Consider the following 17,279-nt stretch of genomic DNA (forward strand, 5'->3'; position numbering starts at 1 on the left):
GGTGCCGGTGTGGTCGACGGTGAACTGGTGGCCCGTGGGTGTCCGCCAGTGGTGGACGCCGGGCTCGGGTTGTCGGTGTCGCCAACCCTTGCCGTGGGTCTTCACTCGGTGTTCGAACCGGGTGAGCTTGCCGAGGTTCCCGATCCTCGTCTGACCGGGTGGCCCGGTGCTCTCGGTGGGCGAGCCCGTGACCCAGGGGATGGTGTGGTCGAGGTCCATCCGGCGTCCGGTGGCCGAGGAGTACGGGAACGCCGACGCCGGTGAGCGGAGGTGGATCTGTTCGCGGAGCCGGTCGGGGACCTCGTAGCCGTCCACCGGCCGGTCGTGGTCGAGGTCGATCACCGGTCGGATGGTGACGTGGGAGTGCCGGAGGAACTCGGAGGCTTGGCCGATGGTGAGCGGGCCGACGCCCTCCATCCGCGCCACCCCGTCCCCGGTCTGCATCGATTCCCGGGATACGTGCACGTAGAGGGTCGCCGGCGGCAGCGGAACGTCACCGCCGGTGGTCGAGCCCGTCGAGACCTGGTCACCGCCCACCGAGCTGGCCGACCGCAGCAGCGCGAGCGCGCGGGCCGGATGGGCGAGGATGCCGAGGGCCTTGGAGCGGCGGGCGCCGACCGGGTCGGTGTCGCCGTGGTGGAGCAGGATCTCGGCGATCCGGTCCACCATCGCGACCAGGTAGATCACCTCACCCGCGGTCGCCTTCGCGACCAGGGTCTTCAGGCCGTGCTCGTTGGATTGGCCGGTGACCACGAACCGGTCCAGCTCCGCGGCCACCCGGCGGGCCTCGGCGGCGTCGGGGTCGGCGGCGATGATCCGCGCCTCGAGCAGGTCGACGAACCGGCCCCAGGGCAGGGTGGTCAGGTACGGCGTCGTGGTCTCGTCGACCTGCCGGGCCTGGGCCAGGGTGAGTCCGGTGGCCCGGGTGCGGGAGGCGACGTGCCGGGCCTGCCAGACCCGCACCGACCCGGCCAACAACGCGGCCCAGAGCCTGGGCAGTCGGTGCCGGACGTCCAGGGCGTCGGCCATGAGGGTGGCCGCGGCGACGTGAGACCGGCCCAGCAGCACACCGAGCTCGGCGGCCGCGAACTCACCCGCGAACGGCGTCCCGTCCCCGCCGTACCGCCGCGCACGCTCGGTCCCCGGCAGCACCGTCCCCGTGGACATGGGGTGCAGGTCCGCCCACTGCGCGGCGAGCACGAACTGGCGCGCCTCCACCTCCAGCAGAGCAGCGTTGGACTCGACGATGGCGGCAGCGACGCGCTGTCGCTCGAGGTCGTCCACCACCGGTTCCATACCGATCAACCTAGCGGCGACCACCGACAGAATCCGTGCCACGGATCCCTTGTGCATAACGGGATCGGCCTCGACAAGCTCGACCACACGTGGTGTCTCGACAGGCCCCACCACCCGGCGACCCGTAGGGTCGGAAGCATGAGATTCGTGCTGGCGGGTGCATCGGGGTTCCTGGGGACGGCATGGCGTGACCACCTGGCGCGCGAGGGCCACGACGTCGTACGCCTGGTGCGCGGCGAAGCGATGTCGGCCAACGAGTCGACGTGGGACCCGTACGCCGGGACGGCCGACCACGAGGTGATCGAGTCCGCCGACGTGGTGGCCTGCCTCTCCGGCGCGCCGCTGGGGCGCTGGCCCTACACCCGGGCCTACCAGAGCAAGTTCCGCGCCAGCCGGGTCGCCACCACCGGGACGCTGGCGAAGGCGGTGGCCGAGTCCGATCGGAAGCCCGCGCTGCTCGCCCAGTGCGGCACCGCCGGCTACGGCGACCGCGGCGACCAGGTGCTCACCGAGGACGCGGCTACCGACGCAGACACGTTCATGGGTGGGGTCTGCCGCGACTGGGAGGACGCCGCCCGACCGGCCGCAGAGGCAGGTGCCCGAGTGGTGGTGTTGCGCACCTCTCCCGTCCTGGACAGGAGCGGCGGCGCGCTCCCGCCGATCAAGCTGATCTTCCAGGCGGGACTCGGCGCGCCCGTGGGGTCCGGCCGCCAGTTCTTCCCCACCATCTCGATGCACGACTGGGTGCGGGCGGCGACCTGGCTCGCCGCGAACGAACAGGCGCGGGGTCCCTACAACATGAGCGGCCCGGAGCCCAGGACCAACGCCGAGTTCGGCCGCGTGCTCGCGGCCGAGCTCGGGCGCCCGTACGTCTTCCGGGTCCCGGGCTGGCCGGTGGAGAAGGTGCTCGGCGCGATCTCCTCCGAGGTGCTCGGCTCGCAGCGGATCGAGCCACGACGGCTGCTGGACGAGGGGTTCACCTTCGAGCACGACACGCTGGAGAAGCGGCTCCGCTCCGCGCTGGCCCGTTAGCGCACCACCGCCATCCGCCACGCGCCTTCGTCGCGCACCAGCCGCAGAATGCGCCTGCTGGCCCGGTCGCGGGGCAACGGCTGCCGCACCGACGGCCCGACCGCGGTGCCGGCGGCGAGCCGGTCGGTGACCCGCAGCCGCCACTCCCCCGGCCGTCGGTCCAGCACGTCGATCGAGAGCACCTGCACCCGCAGGTCACGCACGCGCAGCCCGCGCTCGCCGTACGCCTCCAGCAGGCGTACGTCGGATGCGCCCGCACCGCTGACGTACAACCGTCGCAGGGCGCCGACCGAGCCGCGCGCCCACGCGGCCGCCCGCGCTCGGTCCCAGACGCGTAGCACCGCGGCCGCCCGCACGGCCGGGCCGGACGCCGGAATCGCGGCGACGGGAGCGGGACGAGCGGATGGTGGCAGTTCGCCCACGGACGGCTCCACCGCCGGGGCGGCCCACCACGCCACGCCGCCCGTCACGACCACCGCACCGATGGCCAACGCGACGACCGCGTGCACGGCACGGGTCCGGCGTCGGACGTGACGAGGCTGCATCCACCCACTCTCGCCGAGATCGCCGGACCGCGACGGCGCTCGTCCACAGCCCGCAGAGCGGCCGGGAGGAGTCAGTCGACCTTGACGCCGTCCTCCCGCCCCAGGTGCAGCATCTCCGCGGTCTCCGGGTCGGCGTGGTCGGGCGTGTGCCAGAGCCTCGACGGCCACCAGACCCGCGGGCCCAGGTCGTAGCTGAGCGCGGGCACCAGGAGCGACCGCACCACCAGGGTGTCGAGCAGCACGCCGAACGCGACGATGAACGCGATCTGCGCCAGGAACAGGATCGGCACCACGCTGAGCGCCGCGAAGGTCGCGGCGAGCACGACACCCGCCGACGTGATCACCCCACCGGTCACCGACAGGCCCTTGAGCACACCCGGGTGCGTGCCCTGCTTGATCGACTCCTCCCGCACACGGGTCATCAGGAAGATCGAGTAGTCGATGCCCAGCGCCACCAGGAACACGAACCCGATCAGCGACGTGGAGGGGTCGGAGGCCGGGAAGTCGAACACGTACTTGAACAACAGCGCGCTGATGCCGAGCGTGGCCCCGAAGGACAGCACGTTGGCCACCAGCAGGAGCGCCGGGGCAAGCAGCGAGCGGAGCAGCAGCGCGAGCACGACGAAGATCACCGCGAGGATCGCGGGGATCACCACCGCCCGGTCCCGGGACGTCGTGTCGCGGGTGTCGATCAGGATCGCGGTCTGACCACCGACGACCACGTCCTCGCTGACCTCGTCGAGGTCGGTGCGCAGGTCCCGCACGGTGGCGGTCGCGGCGGCGGACTCGGCCGGGTCGGTGAGCGGCGCGAACACGATCACCTCGCCGTCGACGACCCTCGGCGCCGGGACACCCGCGGCACCCTCACCGCCCACGTCGGGCAGCGGCGCCACGCCCTCGGCGGCGATGCCCGGGTGGTCGCGGAGGACCTCCAGCGTGGCGTCCAGCTGGTCCTCCGGGGTGACGACGTGGACCGGGCTCGACTGGTCGGCGTCGAAGTGCGCGTCGAGGATCTCCTGGGCGTCCACGGAGTCGACCTGGGTCAGGAACAGCTCGGTCTGCGGGACCGGGTCCTCGTCGAGGGTCGGCACGAACGCCGCGGCGATAGCGAGCAGCAGGAACGTGGTCACCCAGACCGCGCGGGCGCGGCGTCCGACGAGCCGGGCCACCCTGCCCCAGATGCCCTTGGCGTCTGTGTGCTCCGAGCCGTAGCTGGGCCGGTAGGGCCAGAACGCGCGCCGCCCCAGCAGCACCAGCGCGGACGGGAGCAGCGTCAGCGAGGCGAACATCGCACCGGCGATGCCGATGGCGCCGACCGGGCCGAGCCCCTGCAGGCTGGACAGGTCGGACAGGAGCAGGCAGAGCAGCCCGAGGATCACCGTCAGCCCGGAGGCGACGATCGGCTCGAAGGCGCCCCGGTAGGCCTTGCGCATCGCGTCGTACTTCGACTCCGTGTCGCGCAGCTCCTCGCGGTAACGGGCGACGATCAGCAGCGAGTAGTCGGTCGCGGCGCCGACGGCGAGGATGAACAAGATGCCCTGGCTCTGGCCGTTCAGGTCGAGCAGGTCGTTCTTGGCCAGCCCGTAGATCACCGCCGAGGCCAGGCCGAGGGCCAGCACCGCGGAGAACAGCACGACGAACGGCAGCACGGGCGAGCGGTACACCACGAGCAGGATGAACAGGACGACGAGCAGGGCGACGCCGAGCAGCAGCCCGTCGATTGCGCCGAACGCCTCGATGAAGTCGCCGAGCACGCCGCCCGGCCCGCCGACCAGCGCGGTCAGGCCGTCAGGGGTGTCCTCCAGGACGAGGCGCAGGTCGTCGACGGCGACCTGCAGCTCCTCACCGTCCGAGGTGGCGATCGGCACGACCACCTGGGCCGCCGCACCGTCCTCGGACGGCACCGGGCCCTGCACCCCGGCGGCATCGACGTTGTCGACCTCGCGCATGTCGTCGGCGTACTGCCCGATCAGCGTCAGGTCGTCCTCGGTCAGCCCACCCTCCCGCTCGAAGACCACGGTCGCCGGCACGCTCTCGTCGCCGGCGAACTCGGTGAGCCTCTCCTGCGCGATGGTCGACTCCGCGCTCTGCGGCAGGAACGCGGCGTTGTCGTTCTCCTGCACCGTGGAGAGCTGGCCGGCGAACGAGCCCAGGGGTCCGCCGATGAAGAGCCAGGCCAGCACCACCACGAGCGGCAGGACCCAACGCCTCGAACGTCGGATGTGGGAGGCAGTCGACACCGGCTGAACCTTTCGACGGAGGACCGAGACGCGTGGGTCTCATTGAACTGCATCCACCCAAGGAGAGCCCGACGAGGCCCCGTCGCCCGGGGCGTAGGCTCGGCCGGGTGAGCGAGATGGACTATCGCGTCGTCGGCTTCGGCGACGACGCGCTGGAGTACGGCGCGGCGTGGCAGCTGCAGCGCGAGGTGCACGCGAGCGTCGTCGCGGGCGGCCCCGAGACCGTCCTGCTCCTCGAGCACCCGCCCGTCTACACGGCCGGCAAGCGCACCGACCCCCACGAGCGGCCGGCTGTCGCCGGCGCCCCGGTCATCGACGTCGACCGCGGCGGCAAGATCACCTTCCACGGTCCCGGGCAGCTGGTCGGCTACCCCATCGTGCGGCTCCCCGACCACGTGCTCGTCGTCGACTACGTGCGCCGGATCGAGGAGGCGATGATCGCCACCTGCGCGGACTTCGGGGTCGCGACCGCCCGGGTGCCCGGCCGCAGCGGTGCCTGGCTGGCCGCGGACTCGACGGGCCCGGAGCGCAAGATCGGTGCCATCGGCATCCGGGTCAGCCGCGGCGTGACCATGCACGGGTTCGCGTTGAACTGCGACGTCGACCTCGCCTGGTACGACACCTTCGTACCCTGCGGCATCTCCGACGCGGGCGTCACCTCGCTGAGCACCGAGCTCGGCCGCGACGTCACGGTGCCCGAGGTCGCCCCCGCGATGGAGAAGCACCTGCGCGAGATGCTCGCCTGGGCGCCGTACGACCCCACCCCGGACTACGCGGCCAAGCCGGAGCCCGGTCGCGCACCGCGCCTGATCGACCCGGCGGCGGCACTGCGCTGAGGGCGTGTCGGTGACCCGGCGCGCAAGCGCGTAGGCAAGGCTTGTGCCATGTCCACCACGACCGACCACCCGGTCATCGAGACGTCCGGGCTGCGGAAGGTCTACCGCACCCGGATGGGTCGCAGCATCGTCGCCGTCGACGACCTCGACCTTGCCGTCCCGGCCGGAGGTGTGCACGGCTTCCTCGGTCCCAACGGCTCCGGCAAGACGACCACGATCCGGCTGCTGCTCGGCCTGGCCCGGCCCACCCGCGGCGAGATGCGGCTGTTCGGCGAGCCGGTCCCCCGCGCGCTGCCGTCGGTCATGCAGCGCGTCGGCGCAGTGGTCGAGGAACCGAAGTTCGTGCCCACGTTCACCGGCCGCAAGAACCTCCAGCTCCTGGCCGGCTCCGCGGGCATCCCGTACGACGCTGTCGACTCCGCGCTCGTGCAGGTCGGGCTCGAAGGTCGGGACCGGGAGCGGTACGGCGGCTACTCGCTCGGCATGCGGCAGCGGCTCGCCATCGCCGCGACGCTGCTCAAGTCACCGGACCTGCTGATCCTCGACGAGCCGACGAACGGGCTCGACCCGGCCGGGATCCGCGACATCCGCGACATGATCCGCGAGCTCGGCGAGAGCGGCGTGACGGTGCTGCTCAGCTCGCACAACCTCGCCGAGGTGCAGCAGGTCTGCCACTCGGTGTCGATCATCGGCGACGGCCGGCTGATCGCGTCGGGCAGGGTCGACGACCTCGTCGGCGACAACACGCTGTCCGTGGTGCGGGTCTGGGTGGCCGACCAGGCCGCCGCTGCCCGGCATCTCCAGGACGCCGGCTACCGGGTCACCCCCGACGGCGACCACCTCGACGTCGAGGGCGCCGCGCACCCGGAGGACGTCACGCGCGCGCTCGCCGAGCGAGGTGTGTTCGTGCGCGGGCTGACTCCCGTCCGGGGCGACCTCGAGTCGGTCTTCCTGGAGCTCACCCAGGACGCCACGCTCGGCCGTGAGCCGGCGGCCAGCGAAGCAGGAGGTGCGGCGTGAGGCTCCTCGGCGTCGAGCTCAACCGGTTCCGCTCCCGTCGCGCCGTCGTACTCCTGCTGCTCACGGCGACCCTGCTGACCGCGCTGCTGGCGGGCACGGCGCTGTGGGACACACGTCCGGTGTCGGCCCAGGAGCGGGCCCGCGCGGAGGCCCAGGCGCAGCTCGCCGCCGACGACCCACAGCTGAAGGAGGATCTCGCCGACTGCCGCGAGAACCCCACCGACTTCTTCGGCCCCGACACCGTCGCGGCGCAGTGCGACAACTTCATGGTGCCGCGCGTCGAGGACTACCTGAGCCGCGCCGAGCTCGACCTGGGTCGCGTCGTGGACGTCCGGGGCGTGGTGCTCATCGTGATCCTGACCGCGCTGCTCATCATCGTCGGCGCGACGTTCGCCGGGTCCGACTGGCAGACCGGGTCGATGGGCAACCAGCTGCTCTTCGAGCCGCGCCGGCCGCGGGTCTGGCTGATGAAGGGTGCGGCCGTCCTGGCCGGCGGTCTCGTCGCTGCCGGGGTGCTGATCGGCGGCTTCTGGGTCGTGCTCACCCTGGTCGCCGACGCCCGGGGTCTGGCGCCGTCGGGCGACGTGCTGCGCGACATCCGGCTGACGGCCCTGCGCGGGACGCTGCTCGTGGGCGGGGCCGCACTCGGCGGCTACGCGCTGACGATGCTGCTGCGCCGCACCATCGCGACGGTGGCCGTCCTGTTCGCGTACGCCGCCGCCGGGGAGGCGCTGGTCGTCTCGCTGCCGATGGAGCGGGCCGGCGACTGGAGCCTCGCCAACAACGTCCTCGCCTGGGTCCGCGACGGCACCCGCGTGTTCGACGACGACATCCGCTGCGCGCCCAGCCTCGACGTGTGCGACCAGTCCTACCAGCTCGGGATCGGTCACGGGGCGACCTACCTGGGGCTGCTGCTCCTGGCCACGCTGGTCGTCTCGGTGCTGGTGTTCCGGCGTCGCGACGTGCCCTGAGGGCGATTCGTCCCGCGGCGTACAGTTGGGCAGGTGACTCAAGCCCCCTCGCGCCCCACGTCCGAGAGCGGCTCCGTGGCCCCGGACGGCCGCCGGCTGCTCCGCCTGGAGGTCCGCAACGCCGAGACCCCGATCGAGCGCAAGCCCGAGTGGATCAAGACGCGGGCGAGGATGGGGCCGCAGTACACCGAGCTGCAGCAGCTGGTGAAGTCCGAGGGTCTGCACACGGTCTGCCAGGAGGCGGGCTGCCCCAACATCTTCGAGTGCTGGGAGGACCGCGAGGCGACCTTCCTCATCGGCGGCGACCAGTGCACGCGACGCTGCGACTTCTGCCAGATCGACACCGGCAAGCCCGACCCGCTCGACCGCGACGAGCCGCGCCGGGTGGCCGAGTCCGTGCAGACGATGGGGCTGCGCTACGCCACCATCACCGGCGTCGCCCGCGACGACCTCCCCGACGGCGGTGCCTGGCTGTACGCCGAGACCGTGCGGGCCATCCACGAGCTCAACCCCGACACCGGCGTGGAGAACCTCATCCCCGACTTCAACGGCAAGCCCGACCTCCTGGAGGAGGTGTTCGAGTCGCGGCCCGAGGTGCTCGCCCACAACGTCGAGACCGTCCCGCGGATCTTCAAGCGGATCCGCCCCGCGTTCCGCTACCAGCGGTCCCTCGACGTGATCACGGCCGCCCGTGACTTCGGGCTGGTCACCAAGTCGAACCTGATCCTCGGCATGGGCGAGACCCGCGAGGAGGTGTCGCAGGCGCTGCGCGACCTGCACGCCGCCGGCTGCGAGCTGATCACCATCACCCAGTACCTCCGCCCTTCGGTGCGGCACCACCCCGTCGAGCGGTGGGTCAAGCCGGAGGAGTTCGTCGAGCTCAAGGACGAGGCCGACGAGATCGGGTTCTCCGGGGTCATGTCCGGCCCGCTCGTGCGCTCTTCCTACCGGGCCGGCCGGCTCTACCAGCAGGCGGTCGCCCAGCGCGAAGCCGGACTCGTCTCCGCCGTAGACTGACGCGACCGCAAGTTTCCGCAGAGCTCGGTGGTCCCGACCACCCGTGAGAGGCACAGCACGCCATGGCCAAGCAGGACAAGCCCGCCGCCGAGAAGAAGCAGGGCCGGCTCAAGCAGATCGTCGCCAGCTACCGGATGACCAAGAAGTCCGACCCCCGGATCGGCCTCATCCTCCTCGGCACCTTCCTCGTCGCCGGCGCGCTCGGCTTCCTGCTGTTCTACTTCCTGCCCGGCGGCTGGATCCTCGATGTGCTCACCGCCGTGCTCATCGGCCTGCTGGCCGCGCTCGTGGTGTTCGGACGACGAGCCCAGAACGCGGCGTACACCCAGATCGAGGGGCAGCCCGGCGCCGCGTACGCCGCGCTGGGGCTGCTGCGACGCGGCTGGAAGACCGACTCCGCGATCGCGTTCAACAAGAACCAGGACCTCGTGCACCGCGTCGTCGGCCCGCCCGGCATCGTGCTGGTCGGTGAGGGCAACCCCAACCGGCTGAAGCCGCTGCTCGCCAACGAGCGCCGCAAGCACGAGCGGGTCGCGTCCGAGACGCCGATCCACGAGGTGATCGTCGGCGACCCGAACGTCTACGCGGGCGCCGTCCCGGTGTCGCGGGTCGCCAAGCACGTCCAGAAGCTCGGCCGCGCGGTCAAGCCCGCCGAGATGACCGACGTGCTGGCCCGGCTCAAGGCGCTCGACGCCAACCGGTCCAACATCCCGCTGCCGAAGGGCCCCATGCCGACCAACCTCAAGGGCGCCCGGCAGAACATGCGCGGCCGCTGAGCCTGGTCACCGACCCCGCCGTCACCGGCTACTGGGCGGGAACGCCGCCCGGCATCTGCAGGATCGCCGTGCGCGGCGGCGCCTTCACCGTGACTGGGGTACCCCAGTCGGACATCGTCATCACCATGCCGCCGCCCCCGCCGGCCACGTCGCCGAGGTCGAACTCGATGCGGCGCATCAGGTCCTCGTCGTCGATCCACATGTCGTAGGTGATCGTCTCGGGCATCCCCGGCTGGGTTTGCTGGCCCTGCGCCTCGGCGGCCTTCTCAGCGTCGACGGTGAGGACGTAGTGGTCGAGCTGCTCGCCGTCGACGTCCTCCTCACCGACGTAGCGCGCGTCCTCGAGCCCCGCGTCGAATGCGTCGAACGTCGCGAGCGGGTCGCCCTGCGTGACGCCGCCCAGATCGCCGAACGGGCTGTTGGGGTCGTTGGTGTCGATCTCGAAGAACTTGCCCTTGGGGGTGAGCGGCGGCATCGCCATGTAGATCACGCCGTCGATCATGCGCATCTCCATCGTCCCGCTGCCCATCTGCGGGATCTGCATGTTCATCTGCATCGCCGTCTCGTCGCCGGCGTAGCTGACGTCTCCCTCGCCCGACATCTGCTGGCCGCCGGTCATCTCCATCGTCACGTGGGCGGACTCGTTGTCGGCGATGGCGGCCTTCATCCTGTCGAGGAGCTCGGCCGCGTCGTACCCGCCGCTGACCTCCTCCTCGGTCGTCTCGGTCGGCTCGGCCGACTCCGACTCCTCCGAGGGCTCGGCGGAGGCGACGGACGAGGAGGCGCTCCCCTGCGACTCGTCGGCGGCCGGCTCGTCGCCCCCGCACGCCGTCATCGTGAGCAGCAGGGCGGATCCGGCGACGCCGGTGAGGACGCGGTTCAGGACGCGGTCGGTGCGCATGTATGGATCCACTTTCGACGGGACATGTGGTCTGCTGTGAAGCGTACGGCGCCGAACGGCCAGCCGGTAATGACACGGCCGAGCGGGTGCCGACGCTCTCGCGAGCAGCCGAGGAGGTTCGTCGATGGCCGTGCCGGGCCGACCGGTGCCCCCGAACGCCCCCGCCGACCTGGCGCGGCGCGAGCTGTTCGCGGTGGACGCCTACCTGCGTGACTTCGAGGCCACCGTCGAGGCGGTCGACCGGGAGGTCGGACGCGTCGCGCTCTCGCGGACCGCCTTCTACCCCGGAGGCGGCGGCCAGCCGCACGACCTCGGCACGCTTCGCTGGTCGTCCTCGGGCCCGGGGACGGAGGCGACGGCGGTGACCCGCGTCGCCCGCGACTCGGGTCGGATCTGGCACTGGCTCGATCCCGACGGGCCGCTGCCCGACGAGGGCACCGAGACCGAGGGCGTCCTCGACTGGGAGCGCCGGCACCTCACCATGCGCACGCACACGGCTCTGCACATCCTCTGCGGCGTGATGTGGGCCGACCACCGGGTCGCGGTCACCGGCGGCAACATGGACCCGGGCAAGGGCCGCCTCGACTTCCCGCTCCCCTCGATGTCGACGGAGTTCGGGCGCCAGGTCGAGGCCCGGATCAACGAGGAGATCGCGGCAGCGCACGAGATCCTTGTCGAGTTCGTCGGCCGGGAGGTGGCCGACGAGGACCACGCGCTGATCCGTACGGCGGCCAACCTGATCCCCCGCGAGATCGACCCGCTCCGGGTCATCGACATCGTCGGGCTGGACAAGCAGGCCGACGGTGGCACGCACGTGCTCAGCACCGCGGAGGTGGAGGGCGTCCGGGTCACCGGCACCGAGTCGAAGGGGAAGGGCAACAAACGGGTGCGCCTGGAAGTCACAGGACGGACCAATCCCTGACCCGACGGGCTGCGAACCCGGTGCATGACGGACCTCTCTGCCACCGGTGACCCGCGCCCCACCGTCGCCGTGATCGGCGCCGGTGTGTCCGGCCTGACCGCCGCGTACCTGCTCCAGCCCACGCATCACGTGACCCTCTTCGAGGCCGACGACCGCCTCGGCGGGCACGCCCACACCCACGACGTGGAGCTCTCCGACGGCGCGACGGTGCCGGTCGATTCCGGGTTCATCGTGCTCAACGACCGCACCTACCCGATGCTGCGCCGGCTCTTCGGCGAGCTCGGCGTGCGGACCCGACCGACCGAGATGAGCATGAGCATCACGTGCGAGGGCTGCGGGCTCAGCTACAAGGGCGGCACCAAGGCAAACGGCATCTTCGCGCAGCGCCGGCGGCTGCTCGATCCGAGGTTCTGGCGGCTGCTGGGCGGCATCCGGCGGTTCCAGAAGCAGGCGCTGGCCCTGCTGGACGGACCGGCCGACCCCGACCTGACCTACGGGGAGTTCCTCGAGACCCACGGCTTCGACGCGCACTTCGTCACCCACTACGCGCTGCCGGTCGTCTCGTGCGTGTGGTCGATGGGCCATCGTGACGCGCTCGCCTACCCGGCGGCGTACCTCTTCGCCTTCCTGCGCCACCACGGCTTCCTCGCCCTCGGTGACGCGCCCACCTGGCACACGGTCGTCGGCGGGTCCCGGTCGTACGTCGAGACGATCACCGCGCGTCTCGACGTGGTCCGCTCCGGCCACCGGGTGACCGCGGTGAGCCGCAAGCCCGAGGCGGTGGAGCTCGACGTCGTCCCTCCGAGTGGGGGTCCCAGCGAGCACCACGCGTTCGACAAGGTGGTCATCGCCACCCATGCCGACGGCGCGCTGGCGCTGCTCACCGACGCCGACGAGGCGGAGATGGATGTGCTCGGCGTCTTCGGGTACTCCACGAACGTGACCTGGCTGCACCGCGACGCGACGTTCCTGCCCGCCCACGAGCGGAGCCGCGCCAGCTGGAACTACCGGCTCGAGGACTGCGACACGCTCACCGACCGCACCCGGGTCACCTACTGGATGAACCGGTTGCAGGGGCACCCGGAGGCGGACCCGTTGCTGGTCACTCTGAACCCCGACGAGTCGACCGCCCCCGACGACGTCGTCGCGACGATGACCTACCGCCACCCCACCTACTCCGCCGCCTCCGTGGCGGCGCAGACCCGGCTCGCCGAGCTGAGCTCCGACCGGCTCGCGTTCGCCGGGGCCTACCACGGCTGGGGCTTCCACGAGGACGGCTGCCGCTCGGGCGTCGAGGCTGCTCGCGCGCTGGGAGCCTCCTGGTGAGCGTCCTCGCTGCGGCACCCGCGCGGGTGCCGGCGCGGGTCGCGCACCGGCGCACGCGGCCGTTCCGCTACGAGTTCGCGCACGGCACCACCATGTGGCTGGTCGACGTCGCCGACCCCGAGGTGGCGTTCCCGCGCTGGCTGCGACCGTTCCTCTCGATCCGCAGCCGCGACCACCTCGCCCCCGACGACGACCGGCCGTGGACGGTGAAACTGCGGTCCTTCCTCGACGCGCAGGGCATCGGCTGGAGCGCCCGCCGGGTGCTCGCGCTCACCAACGCCCGCGCCCTCGGCTACGTCTTCGACCCGCTGACGACGTACTTCTGTTTCGACGCTGACGGTCACCTCGAGGGCGTGCTGGCCGAGGTGCACAACACCTACGGCGAACGGCACTGCTACCCGCTCGCGGTGACGGAGACGGGCAGGGCCGAGGTCGACAAGGAGTTCTACGTCTCGCCGTTCTTCACCGTGGACGGTCGCTACGACATCCGCACCCGGTTGACGGAGGACGACGTCGCGGTCGCGATCGCGCTCACCCAGGGCGACGAGACGGTGTTCACCGGGTCCGTGCACGGACCGCTGCGACCGGTGACGCTCCCGGCTACGCTCGCAGCCGTGGCGCGCAACCCCCTCCCGTCCCACCGAGTGTCGGGGTTGATCCGCTGGCACGGCATCCGGCTCTGGCTCCGGCGGCTACCGGTGGTCCCCCGGCAACAACACCGTGCTCCGAAAGGAATCGCGTAGATGAGCACCACTCTCGAGCCCTCGGCACGCAACGCCTCGCAGGCCCTTGCACCGCCTCCGGCGTACGGCGTGCGAGGCGCGGTCGCGAAGCGGGTGGTGGCGCGCATCCTCAGACACGTCCCCGTGACGGCGCGCCTGTCGACCGGCGAGGTGTACGGCGCGGGGACCCTGGGCCACCCGACGCTGCTCGTCGACGACCCGCGGGCGTTCTTCGCCCGGCTCGGACAGAGCCCGATGATCGGCATCGGCGAGTCCTACATGGCCGGTGAGTGGCGGCCCGCCCCGGGCACCGACCTCGCCGACCTGCTCGCGCCGTTCGCCGAGCGCCTCACGTCGCTGGTCAAGCCGCTGTTCTACCGGCTGCGGCACGCCGTCCTTCCCCGCGGCCTCAACCCGGAGAACACCGTCCATGGGGCGCGGAAGAACATCGAGGCCCACTACGACCTCTCCAACGACCTGTTCGCCGCGTTCCTGGACCCGTCCCTGTCCTACTCCTCCGCGCTGTTCCCGCGGCTCGACCCGCCGCCCACCCTTCACGACCTGGAAGCGGCCCAGCTCGCCAAGGTGGACGCGGTCCTCGACGAGGCGGGCGTGACCGCGGGCAGCCGCGTGCTGGAGATCGGCACCGGTTGGGGCACGCTCGCGATCCGGGCGGCCCGGCGTGGCGCTCAGGTGACCACGCTGACCATCTCCAAGGAGCAGGCCGCGCTCGCCCAGCAGCGGGTCGAGGAGGCCGGGGTCGCCGACCGGGTGCGGATCGAGCTGCGCGACTACCGGGACCAGACCGGTGAGTTCGACGCGGTGGTCAGCGTCGAGATGATCGAGGCGGTCGGCGAGAAGTACTGGCCGACGTACTTCTCGGCCATCGACCGGCGGCTCGCCCCAGGCGGCAGGGTGGCGATCCAGGCGATCCTCCTCGAGCACCACCGGATGGTGGCCACCCGGGACACCTACACCTGGATGCACAAGTACATCTTCCCGGGCGGGTTGCTCCCGTCGATCCGAGCAATCGAGGAGACCCTCGCGTCGCACACCACGATGCGGGTCGACCGTGTGACCTCGATGGGCCAGCACTACGCACACACGCTGAGGCTGTGGCGCGAGCGCTTCCTGGCCAACTGGCACGACGTCGCGGCGCTCGGCTTCGACGACACGTTCAGGCGGATGTGGGAGTTCTACCTGGCCTACTGCGAGGCCGGCTTCCGGGTCGGATACCTCGACGTGGCGCAGCTCCGGATCGCCCGGCAGCCGACCTAGGTTCCTAGCCCGTCGCCGTCAGATTGGCCGTCGCGGTCAGCACGCCATGCTCGCTGAGCGTCCGGACCCCCGAGTCGAGCCCGGCCGCCTCGGCGGCGACGACCATCCGCTGCGGACCGGTCATCGGCGCGACGAGCCGGTAGCCGAAGACCCGGCCGACCAGGTCGACGCCGTGGCGCCGGTAGAGCTCGGTCATCATCAGCGCCTGCAGCGGACCGTGCACGACCAGGTCGTCGTACCCCTCCTCGCGCACGTAGGCGCGGTCGTAGTGGATCCGGTGCGCGTTGTAGGTCAGCGCGGAGAACCGGAAGAGGAAGGCCTCGTCGACGTCGAGGGTGAGCATCGGTCGGGCGGCGGCGGCCTGCTCCGGTGCCGGCGACGGACGGAGTGCGGACCCCGGCGCGCGGTAGACGATGTCCTGTTCGTCCGTCACGAGCACGCGCCCGTGCTGGCTGATCTCGTGGCCGACGGTGACGAAGGTGAGCGGGCCGGACCGCCCGGACTTCTCCTCCGAGCGCAGCACCCGCGTCGTCCGGGTGGTGGCGACGCCGAGGCGGAGTACGCCGTGCGTGGTGACCCGGCCGCCCGCGAACATCCGCCTCATCCCCGGCCCGGGAGGGGTTGGCACTCCGACCAGCGGGTGCCCGTCCGGCCCGAGCTCCCGGTGCGGCCGACGGTCGAGCAGGTAGACCCAGTGCCACATCGGCGGCAGCCGGTCGTCGGGGAGGGGGTCGAGGTCCAGCAAGGCGGCCAGCGCGTGGGCGGGCTCGGGGGCGAGGGTCTCGGTGAGGATCTGCCTCTCGCTCACAGGGGTCCGCCTTCGGCCGAGCGACGGACGAGCTGCCGCGCGATCACGTTGCGCTGGATCTCGTTCGTGCCCTCACCGACGATCATCAGCGGCGCGTCGCGGAAGTAGCGCTCGACGTCGAACTCGGTGGAGTAGCCGTACCCGCCGTGGATGCGCACCGCGTCGAGGGCGATCTTCATCGCGGTCTCGGAGGCGAACAGCTTGGCCATGCCGGCCTCCAGGTCGGCGCGCTCGCCGGCGTCGTACTTGCGGGCGGCGAAGAGCGTGAGCTGCCGGGCCGCGGTGAGCTGGGTCGCCATGTCCGCGAGGTAGTTGCCGATCGACTGGTGCTGCCAGATCGGCCGCCCGAACGCCTCCCGCTCCTGCGCGTAGCGCAACGAGTCCTCGAGCGCGGCGCGGCCGACGCCGAGCGCCCGGGCGGCGACCTGCAGGCGGCCGACCTCCAGGCCGCGCATCATCTGGCCGAAGCCCTGGCCCTCCTCCACGCCGAGCAGCGCCGAGGCGGGGACGCGCATGTCGTCGAAGGACAGCTCGCAGCTCTCCACGCCCTTGTAGCCCAGCTTGGGCAGGTCGCGGGAAACGGTGAAGCCCGCCCCCTTCTCCACCAGCAGCACACTGATCCCGCGGTGCGCCGGCGTGGCCGTTGGGTCGGTCTTGCACAGCAGAGCCACCAGTCCCGCCTGACGGGCGTTGCTGATCCAGGTCTTCGACCCGTTCACGACGTAGTCGTCGCCGTCCCGTCGTGCGGTCGTGCGCATCGCCTGGAGGTCGGAGCCGCCGCCCGGCTCGGTGAGCGCCATGGTCGCGCGCAGCTCGCCGGTGGCCAGCCGGGGCAGGTAACGGTCCTTCTGCTCCTGGGTGCCGTGGTCGAGCAGCAGCTTGACCACGACGGTGTGCCCGCCCATCGCGCCGGCCAGGCTCATCCAGCCGCGAGCGAGCTCCTCGGTGACGAGCACGTAGCACGGCGCGCTCACGCTCGCCCCTCCCCAGGGCTCCGGCACGGCCAGGCCGAAGACGCCCAGCTCCTTCATCTGGTCGATGAGCTCGCCCGCGTAGGTGTTGGCGTGCTCGAGCTCTCTGGCCACGGGCCGCACGGCGTCGTCGACGAATCGTCGTACGAGCTCGACGATCTCGCGCTCCTCCGGCGACAGGTCGTCCATGTCCTCTGATCCTCCGCGATCGACGCCGGCGCGGTCGTCAGCGGCGCAGCGTGATCGTGCCAACCGCCAGGTCGTGCAGTCCGCGGTTGTCGCGGTTGAATACGAGCGGCGGTACCACCAGGCAGATCAGCGCGGTCCGGGCGAGCGCCTGCAGCAGGTTCACCGGCCGGCCGTCGAGGCGTACGACGGCAAGCCGGAGCGCGAGCTGCCCGAAGGACCCGCCGACGAGCGCGGTGAGCACGGCGGCTTCCACGAGGAACACCCCCATCGGCGCCCAGGCGGCCGCGCCCTGTCCCCAGACGCCGCTGCCGAACAGCGCCGAGGCCACGAGCAGTGACGCGATCCAGTCGATGACCAACGCGAGGATCCGCCGCCCCCACGACGCGACCGACCCGGGACCGTCGGCCGGGACGCCGAGCCGGGCGCCCG

At 71.7% G+C, this 17,279-nt stretch carries 17 protein-coding genes; 10 read left to right on the forward strand and 7 right to left on the reverse strand.

Features of this window, described 5'->3' with window-relative positions; genetic code table 11:
• Nucleotides 1-1,296: DUF222 domain-containing protein (locus VFH10_RS16930; protein ID WP_325130666.1), on the reverse strand; the 1,296-nt coding region annotated here is incomplete at its 3' end.
• 138 nt (nt 1,297-1,434) lie between these two features.
• On the opposite strand from VFH10_RS16930, the gene VFH10_RS16935 reads away from it, so the two are divergent.
• On the forward strand, nt 1,435-2,328 hold the full coding sequence (locus tag VFH10_RS16935; protein WP_325130668.1) for a TIGR01777 family oxidoreductase: 894 nt from the start codon (nt 1,435-1,437) through the stop codon (nt 2,326-2,328).
• Here VFH10_RS16935 and VFH10_RS16940 read toward each other — a convergent pair.
• Nucleotides 2,325-2,873 carry a hypothetical protein gene (locus VFH10_RS16940; protein ID WP_325130670.1) on the reverse strand — a complete coding sequence of 183 codons (549 nt, stop codon included), beginning with the start codon at nt 2,871-2,873 and terminating at the stop codon, nt 2,325-2,327. The two genes, VFH10_RS16935 and VFH10_RS16940, sit on opposite strands and share 4 nt — an antisense overlap.
• Nucleotides 2,874-2,944: 71 nt before the next feature.
• Entirely contained in the window at nt 2,945-5,113 is a 2,169-nt protein-coding gene (locus VFH10_RS16945; RefSeq protein WP_325130672.1) for an MMPL family transporter, read from the reverse strand.
• Between the two features lie 116 nt (nt 5,114-5,229).
• Here VFH10_RS16945 and lipB point away from each other — a divergent pair, with 116 nt between their 5' ends.
• The 5 genes from lipB (at nt 5,230) to VFH10_RS16970 (ending at nt 9,733) form a co-directional block, all read left to right on the forward strand.
• Nucleotides 5,230-5,949 carry a lipoyl(octanoyl) transferase LipB gene (gene lipB / locus VFH10_RS16950; protein WP_325130696.1) on the forward strand — a complete coding sequence of 240 codons (720 nt, stop codon included), beginning with the start codon at nt 5,230-5,232 and terminating at the stop codon, nt 5,947-5,949.
• Between the two features lie 48 nt (nt 5,950-5,997).
• Nucleotides 5,998-6,969, forward strand: a complete 972-nt coding sequence (locus tag VFH10_RS16955; protein ID WP_325130674.1) for an ABC transporter ATP-binding protein — start codon at nt 5,998-6,000, stop codon at nt 6,967-6,969.
• Nucleotides 6,966-7,940, forward strand: a complete 975-nt coding sequence (locus VFH10_RS16960; RefSeq protein ID WP_325130676.1) for a hypothetical protein — start codon at nt 6,966-6,968, stop codon at nt 7,938-7,940. Before VFH10_RS16955 ends, VFH10_RS16960 begins: the two co-directional genes overlap by 4 nt.
• A 33-nt stretch (nt 7,941-7,973) precedes the next feature.
• A complete protein-coding gene (gene lipA, locus VFH10_RS16965) occupies nt 7,974-8,957 on the forward strand; it encodes a lipoyl synthase (protein ID WP_414689882.1) in 984 nt (327 codons plus the stop codon).
• A 62-nt stretch (nt 8,958-9,019) separates the two neighbouring features.
• Complete coding sequence (locus tag VFH10_RS16970) at nt 9,020-9,733, forward strand: DUF4191 domain-containing protein (RefSeq protein ID WP_325130678.1); 714 nt, start codon at nt 9,020-9,022, stop codon at nt 9,731-9,733.
• Nucleotides 9,734-9,761: 28 nt separating this feature from the next.
• On the opposite strand, the gene VFH10_RS16975 is transcribed toward VFH10_RS16970, so the two are convergent.
• Entirely contained in the window at nt 9,762-10,634 is an 873-nt protein-coding gene (locus VFH10_RS16975) for an LppX_LprAFG lipoprotein (RefSeq protein WP_325130680.1), read from the reverse strand.
• 124 nt (nt 10,635-10,758) lie between these two features.
• On the opposite strand from VFH10_RS16975, the gene VFH10_RS16980 reads away from it, so the two are divergent.
• Genes VFH10_RS16980 through VFH10_RS16995 form a run of 4 tightly spaced genes read left to right on the forward strand, consistent with a single transcriptional unit; the run spans nt 10,759 to nt 14,882 of the window.
• Nucleotides 10,759-11,556: an alanyl-tRNA editing protein gene (locus VFH10_RS16980; RefSeq protein ID WP_325130682.1), complete on the forward strand. Its 798-nt coding sequence runs from the start codon at nt 10,759-10,761 to the stop codon at nt 11,554-11,556.
• Between the two features lie 24 nt (nt 11,557-11,580).
• Entirely contained in the window at nt 11,581-12,882 is a 1,302-nt protein-coding gene (locus VFH10_RS16985) for an NAD(P)/FAD-dependent oxidoreductase (protein WP_325130684.1), read from the forward strand.
• Nucleotides 12,879-13,625 (forward strand): DUF1365 domain-containing protein, encoded by a 747-nt coding sequence (locus tag VFH10_RS16990; RefSeq protein ID WP_325130686.1) that lies wholly within the window; start codon nt 12,879-12,881, stop codon nt 13,623-13,625. Before VFH10_RS16985 ends, VFH10_RS16990 begins: the two co-directional genes overlap by 4 nt.
• On the forward strand, nt 13,626-14,882 hold the full coding sequence (locus VFH10_RS16995) for a class I SAM-dependent methyltransferase (protein WP_325130688.1): 1,257 nt from the start codon (nt 13,626-13,628) through the stop codon (nt 14,880-14,882).
• Nucleotides 14,883-14,886: 4 nt separating this feature from the next.
• On the opposite strand, the gene VFH10_RS17000 is transcribed toward VFH10_RS16995, so the two are convergent.
• From VFH10_RS17000 to VFH10_RS17010, 3 genes are all read right to left on the reverse strand, one after another.
• Nucleotides 14,887-15,690 carry an FAS1-like dehydratase domain-containing protein gene (locus VFH10_RS17000; protein ID WP_325130690.1) on the reverse strand — a complete coding sequence of 268 codons (804 nt, stop codon included), beginning with the start codon at nt 15,688-15,690 and terminating at the stop codon, nt 14,887-14,889.
• Nucleotides 15,687-16,850 (reverse strand): acyl-CoA dehydrogenase family protein, encoded by a 1,164-nt coding sequence (locus tag VFH10_RS17005; RefSeq protein WP_325130692.1) that lies wholly within the window; start codon nt 16,848-16,850, stop codon nt 15,687-15,689. The genes VFH10_RS17000 and VFH10_RS17005 overlap by 4 nt, the downstream gene beginning before the upstream one ends.
• Nucleotides 16,851-16,887: 37 nt before the next feature.
• Nucleotides 16,888-17,279 (reverse strand): RDD family protein (locus tag VFH10_RS17010; RefSeq protein ID WP_325130694.1); only part of this gene is annotated, 392 nt, incomplete at its 5' end.

It is taken from the genome of Nocardioides sp. (assembly GCF_035697785.1).
In the GTDB taxonomy this organism is placed as follows: domain Bacteria; phylum Actinomycetota; class Actinomycetes; order Propionibacteriales; family Nocardioidaceae; genus Nocardioides_B.

Coding starts and splice junctions, on each gene's coding strand:
- VFH10_RS16955 (WP_325130674.1), top strand. CDS start 5,998: ATGTCCACCACGACCGACCACCCGGTCATCGAGACGTCCGGGCTGCGG.
- VFH10_RS16935 (WP_325130668.1), top strand. CDS start 1,435: ATGAGATTCGTGCTGGCGGGTGCATCGGGGTTCCTGGGGACGGCATGG.
- VFH10_RS16970 (WP_325130678.1), top strand. CDS start 9,020: ATGGCCAAGCAGGACAAGCCCGCCGCCGAGAAGAAGCAGGGCCGGCTC.
- VFH10_RS16995 (WP_325130688.1), top strand. CDS start 13,626: ATGAGCACCACTCTCGAGCCCTCGGCACGCAACGCCTCGCAGGCCCTT.
- VFH10_RS16975 (WP_325130680.1), bottom strand. CDS start 10,634: ATGCGCACCGACCGCGTCCTGAACCGCGTCCTCACCGGCGTCGCCGGA.
- VFH10_RS17005 (WP_325130692.1), bottom strand. CDS start 16,850: ATGGACGACCTGTCGCCGGAGGAGCGCGAGATCGTCGAGCTCGTACGA.
- lipB (WP_325130696.1), top strand. CDS start 5,230: ATGGACTATCGCGTCGTCGGCTTCGGCGACGACGCGCTGGAGTACGGC.
- VFH10_RS16985 (WP_325130684.1), top strand. CDS start 11,581: ATGACGGACCTCTCTGCCACCGGTGACCCGCGCCCCACCGTCGCCGTG.
- VFH10_RS16980 (WP_325130682.1), top strand. CDS start 10,759: ATGGCCGTGCCGGGCCGACCGGTGCCCCCGAACGCCCCCGCCGACCTG.
- VFH10_RS16940 (WP_325130670.1), bottom strand. CDS start 2,873: ATGCAGCCTCGTCACGTCCGACGCCGGACCCGTGCCGTGCACGCGGTC.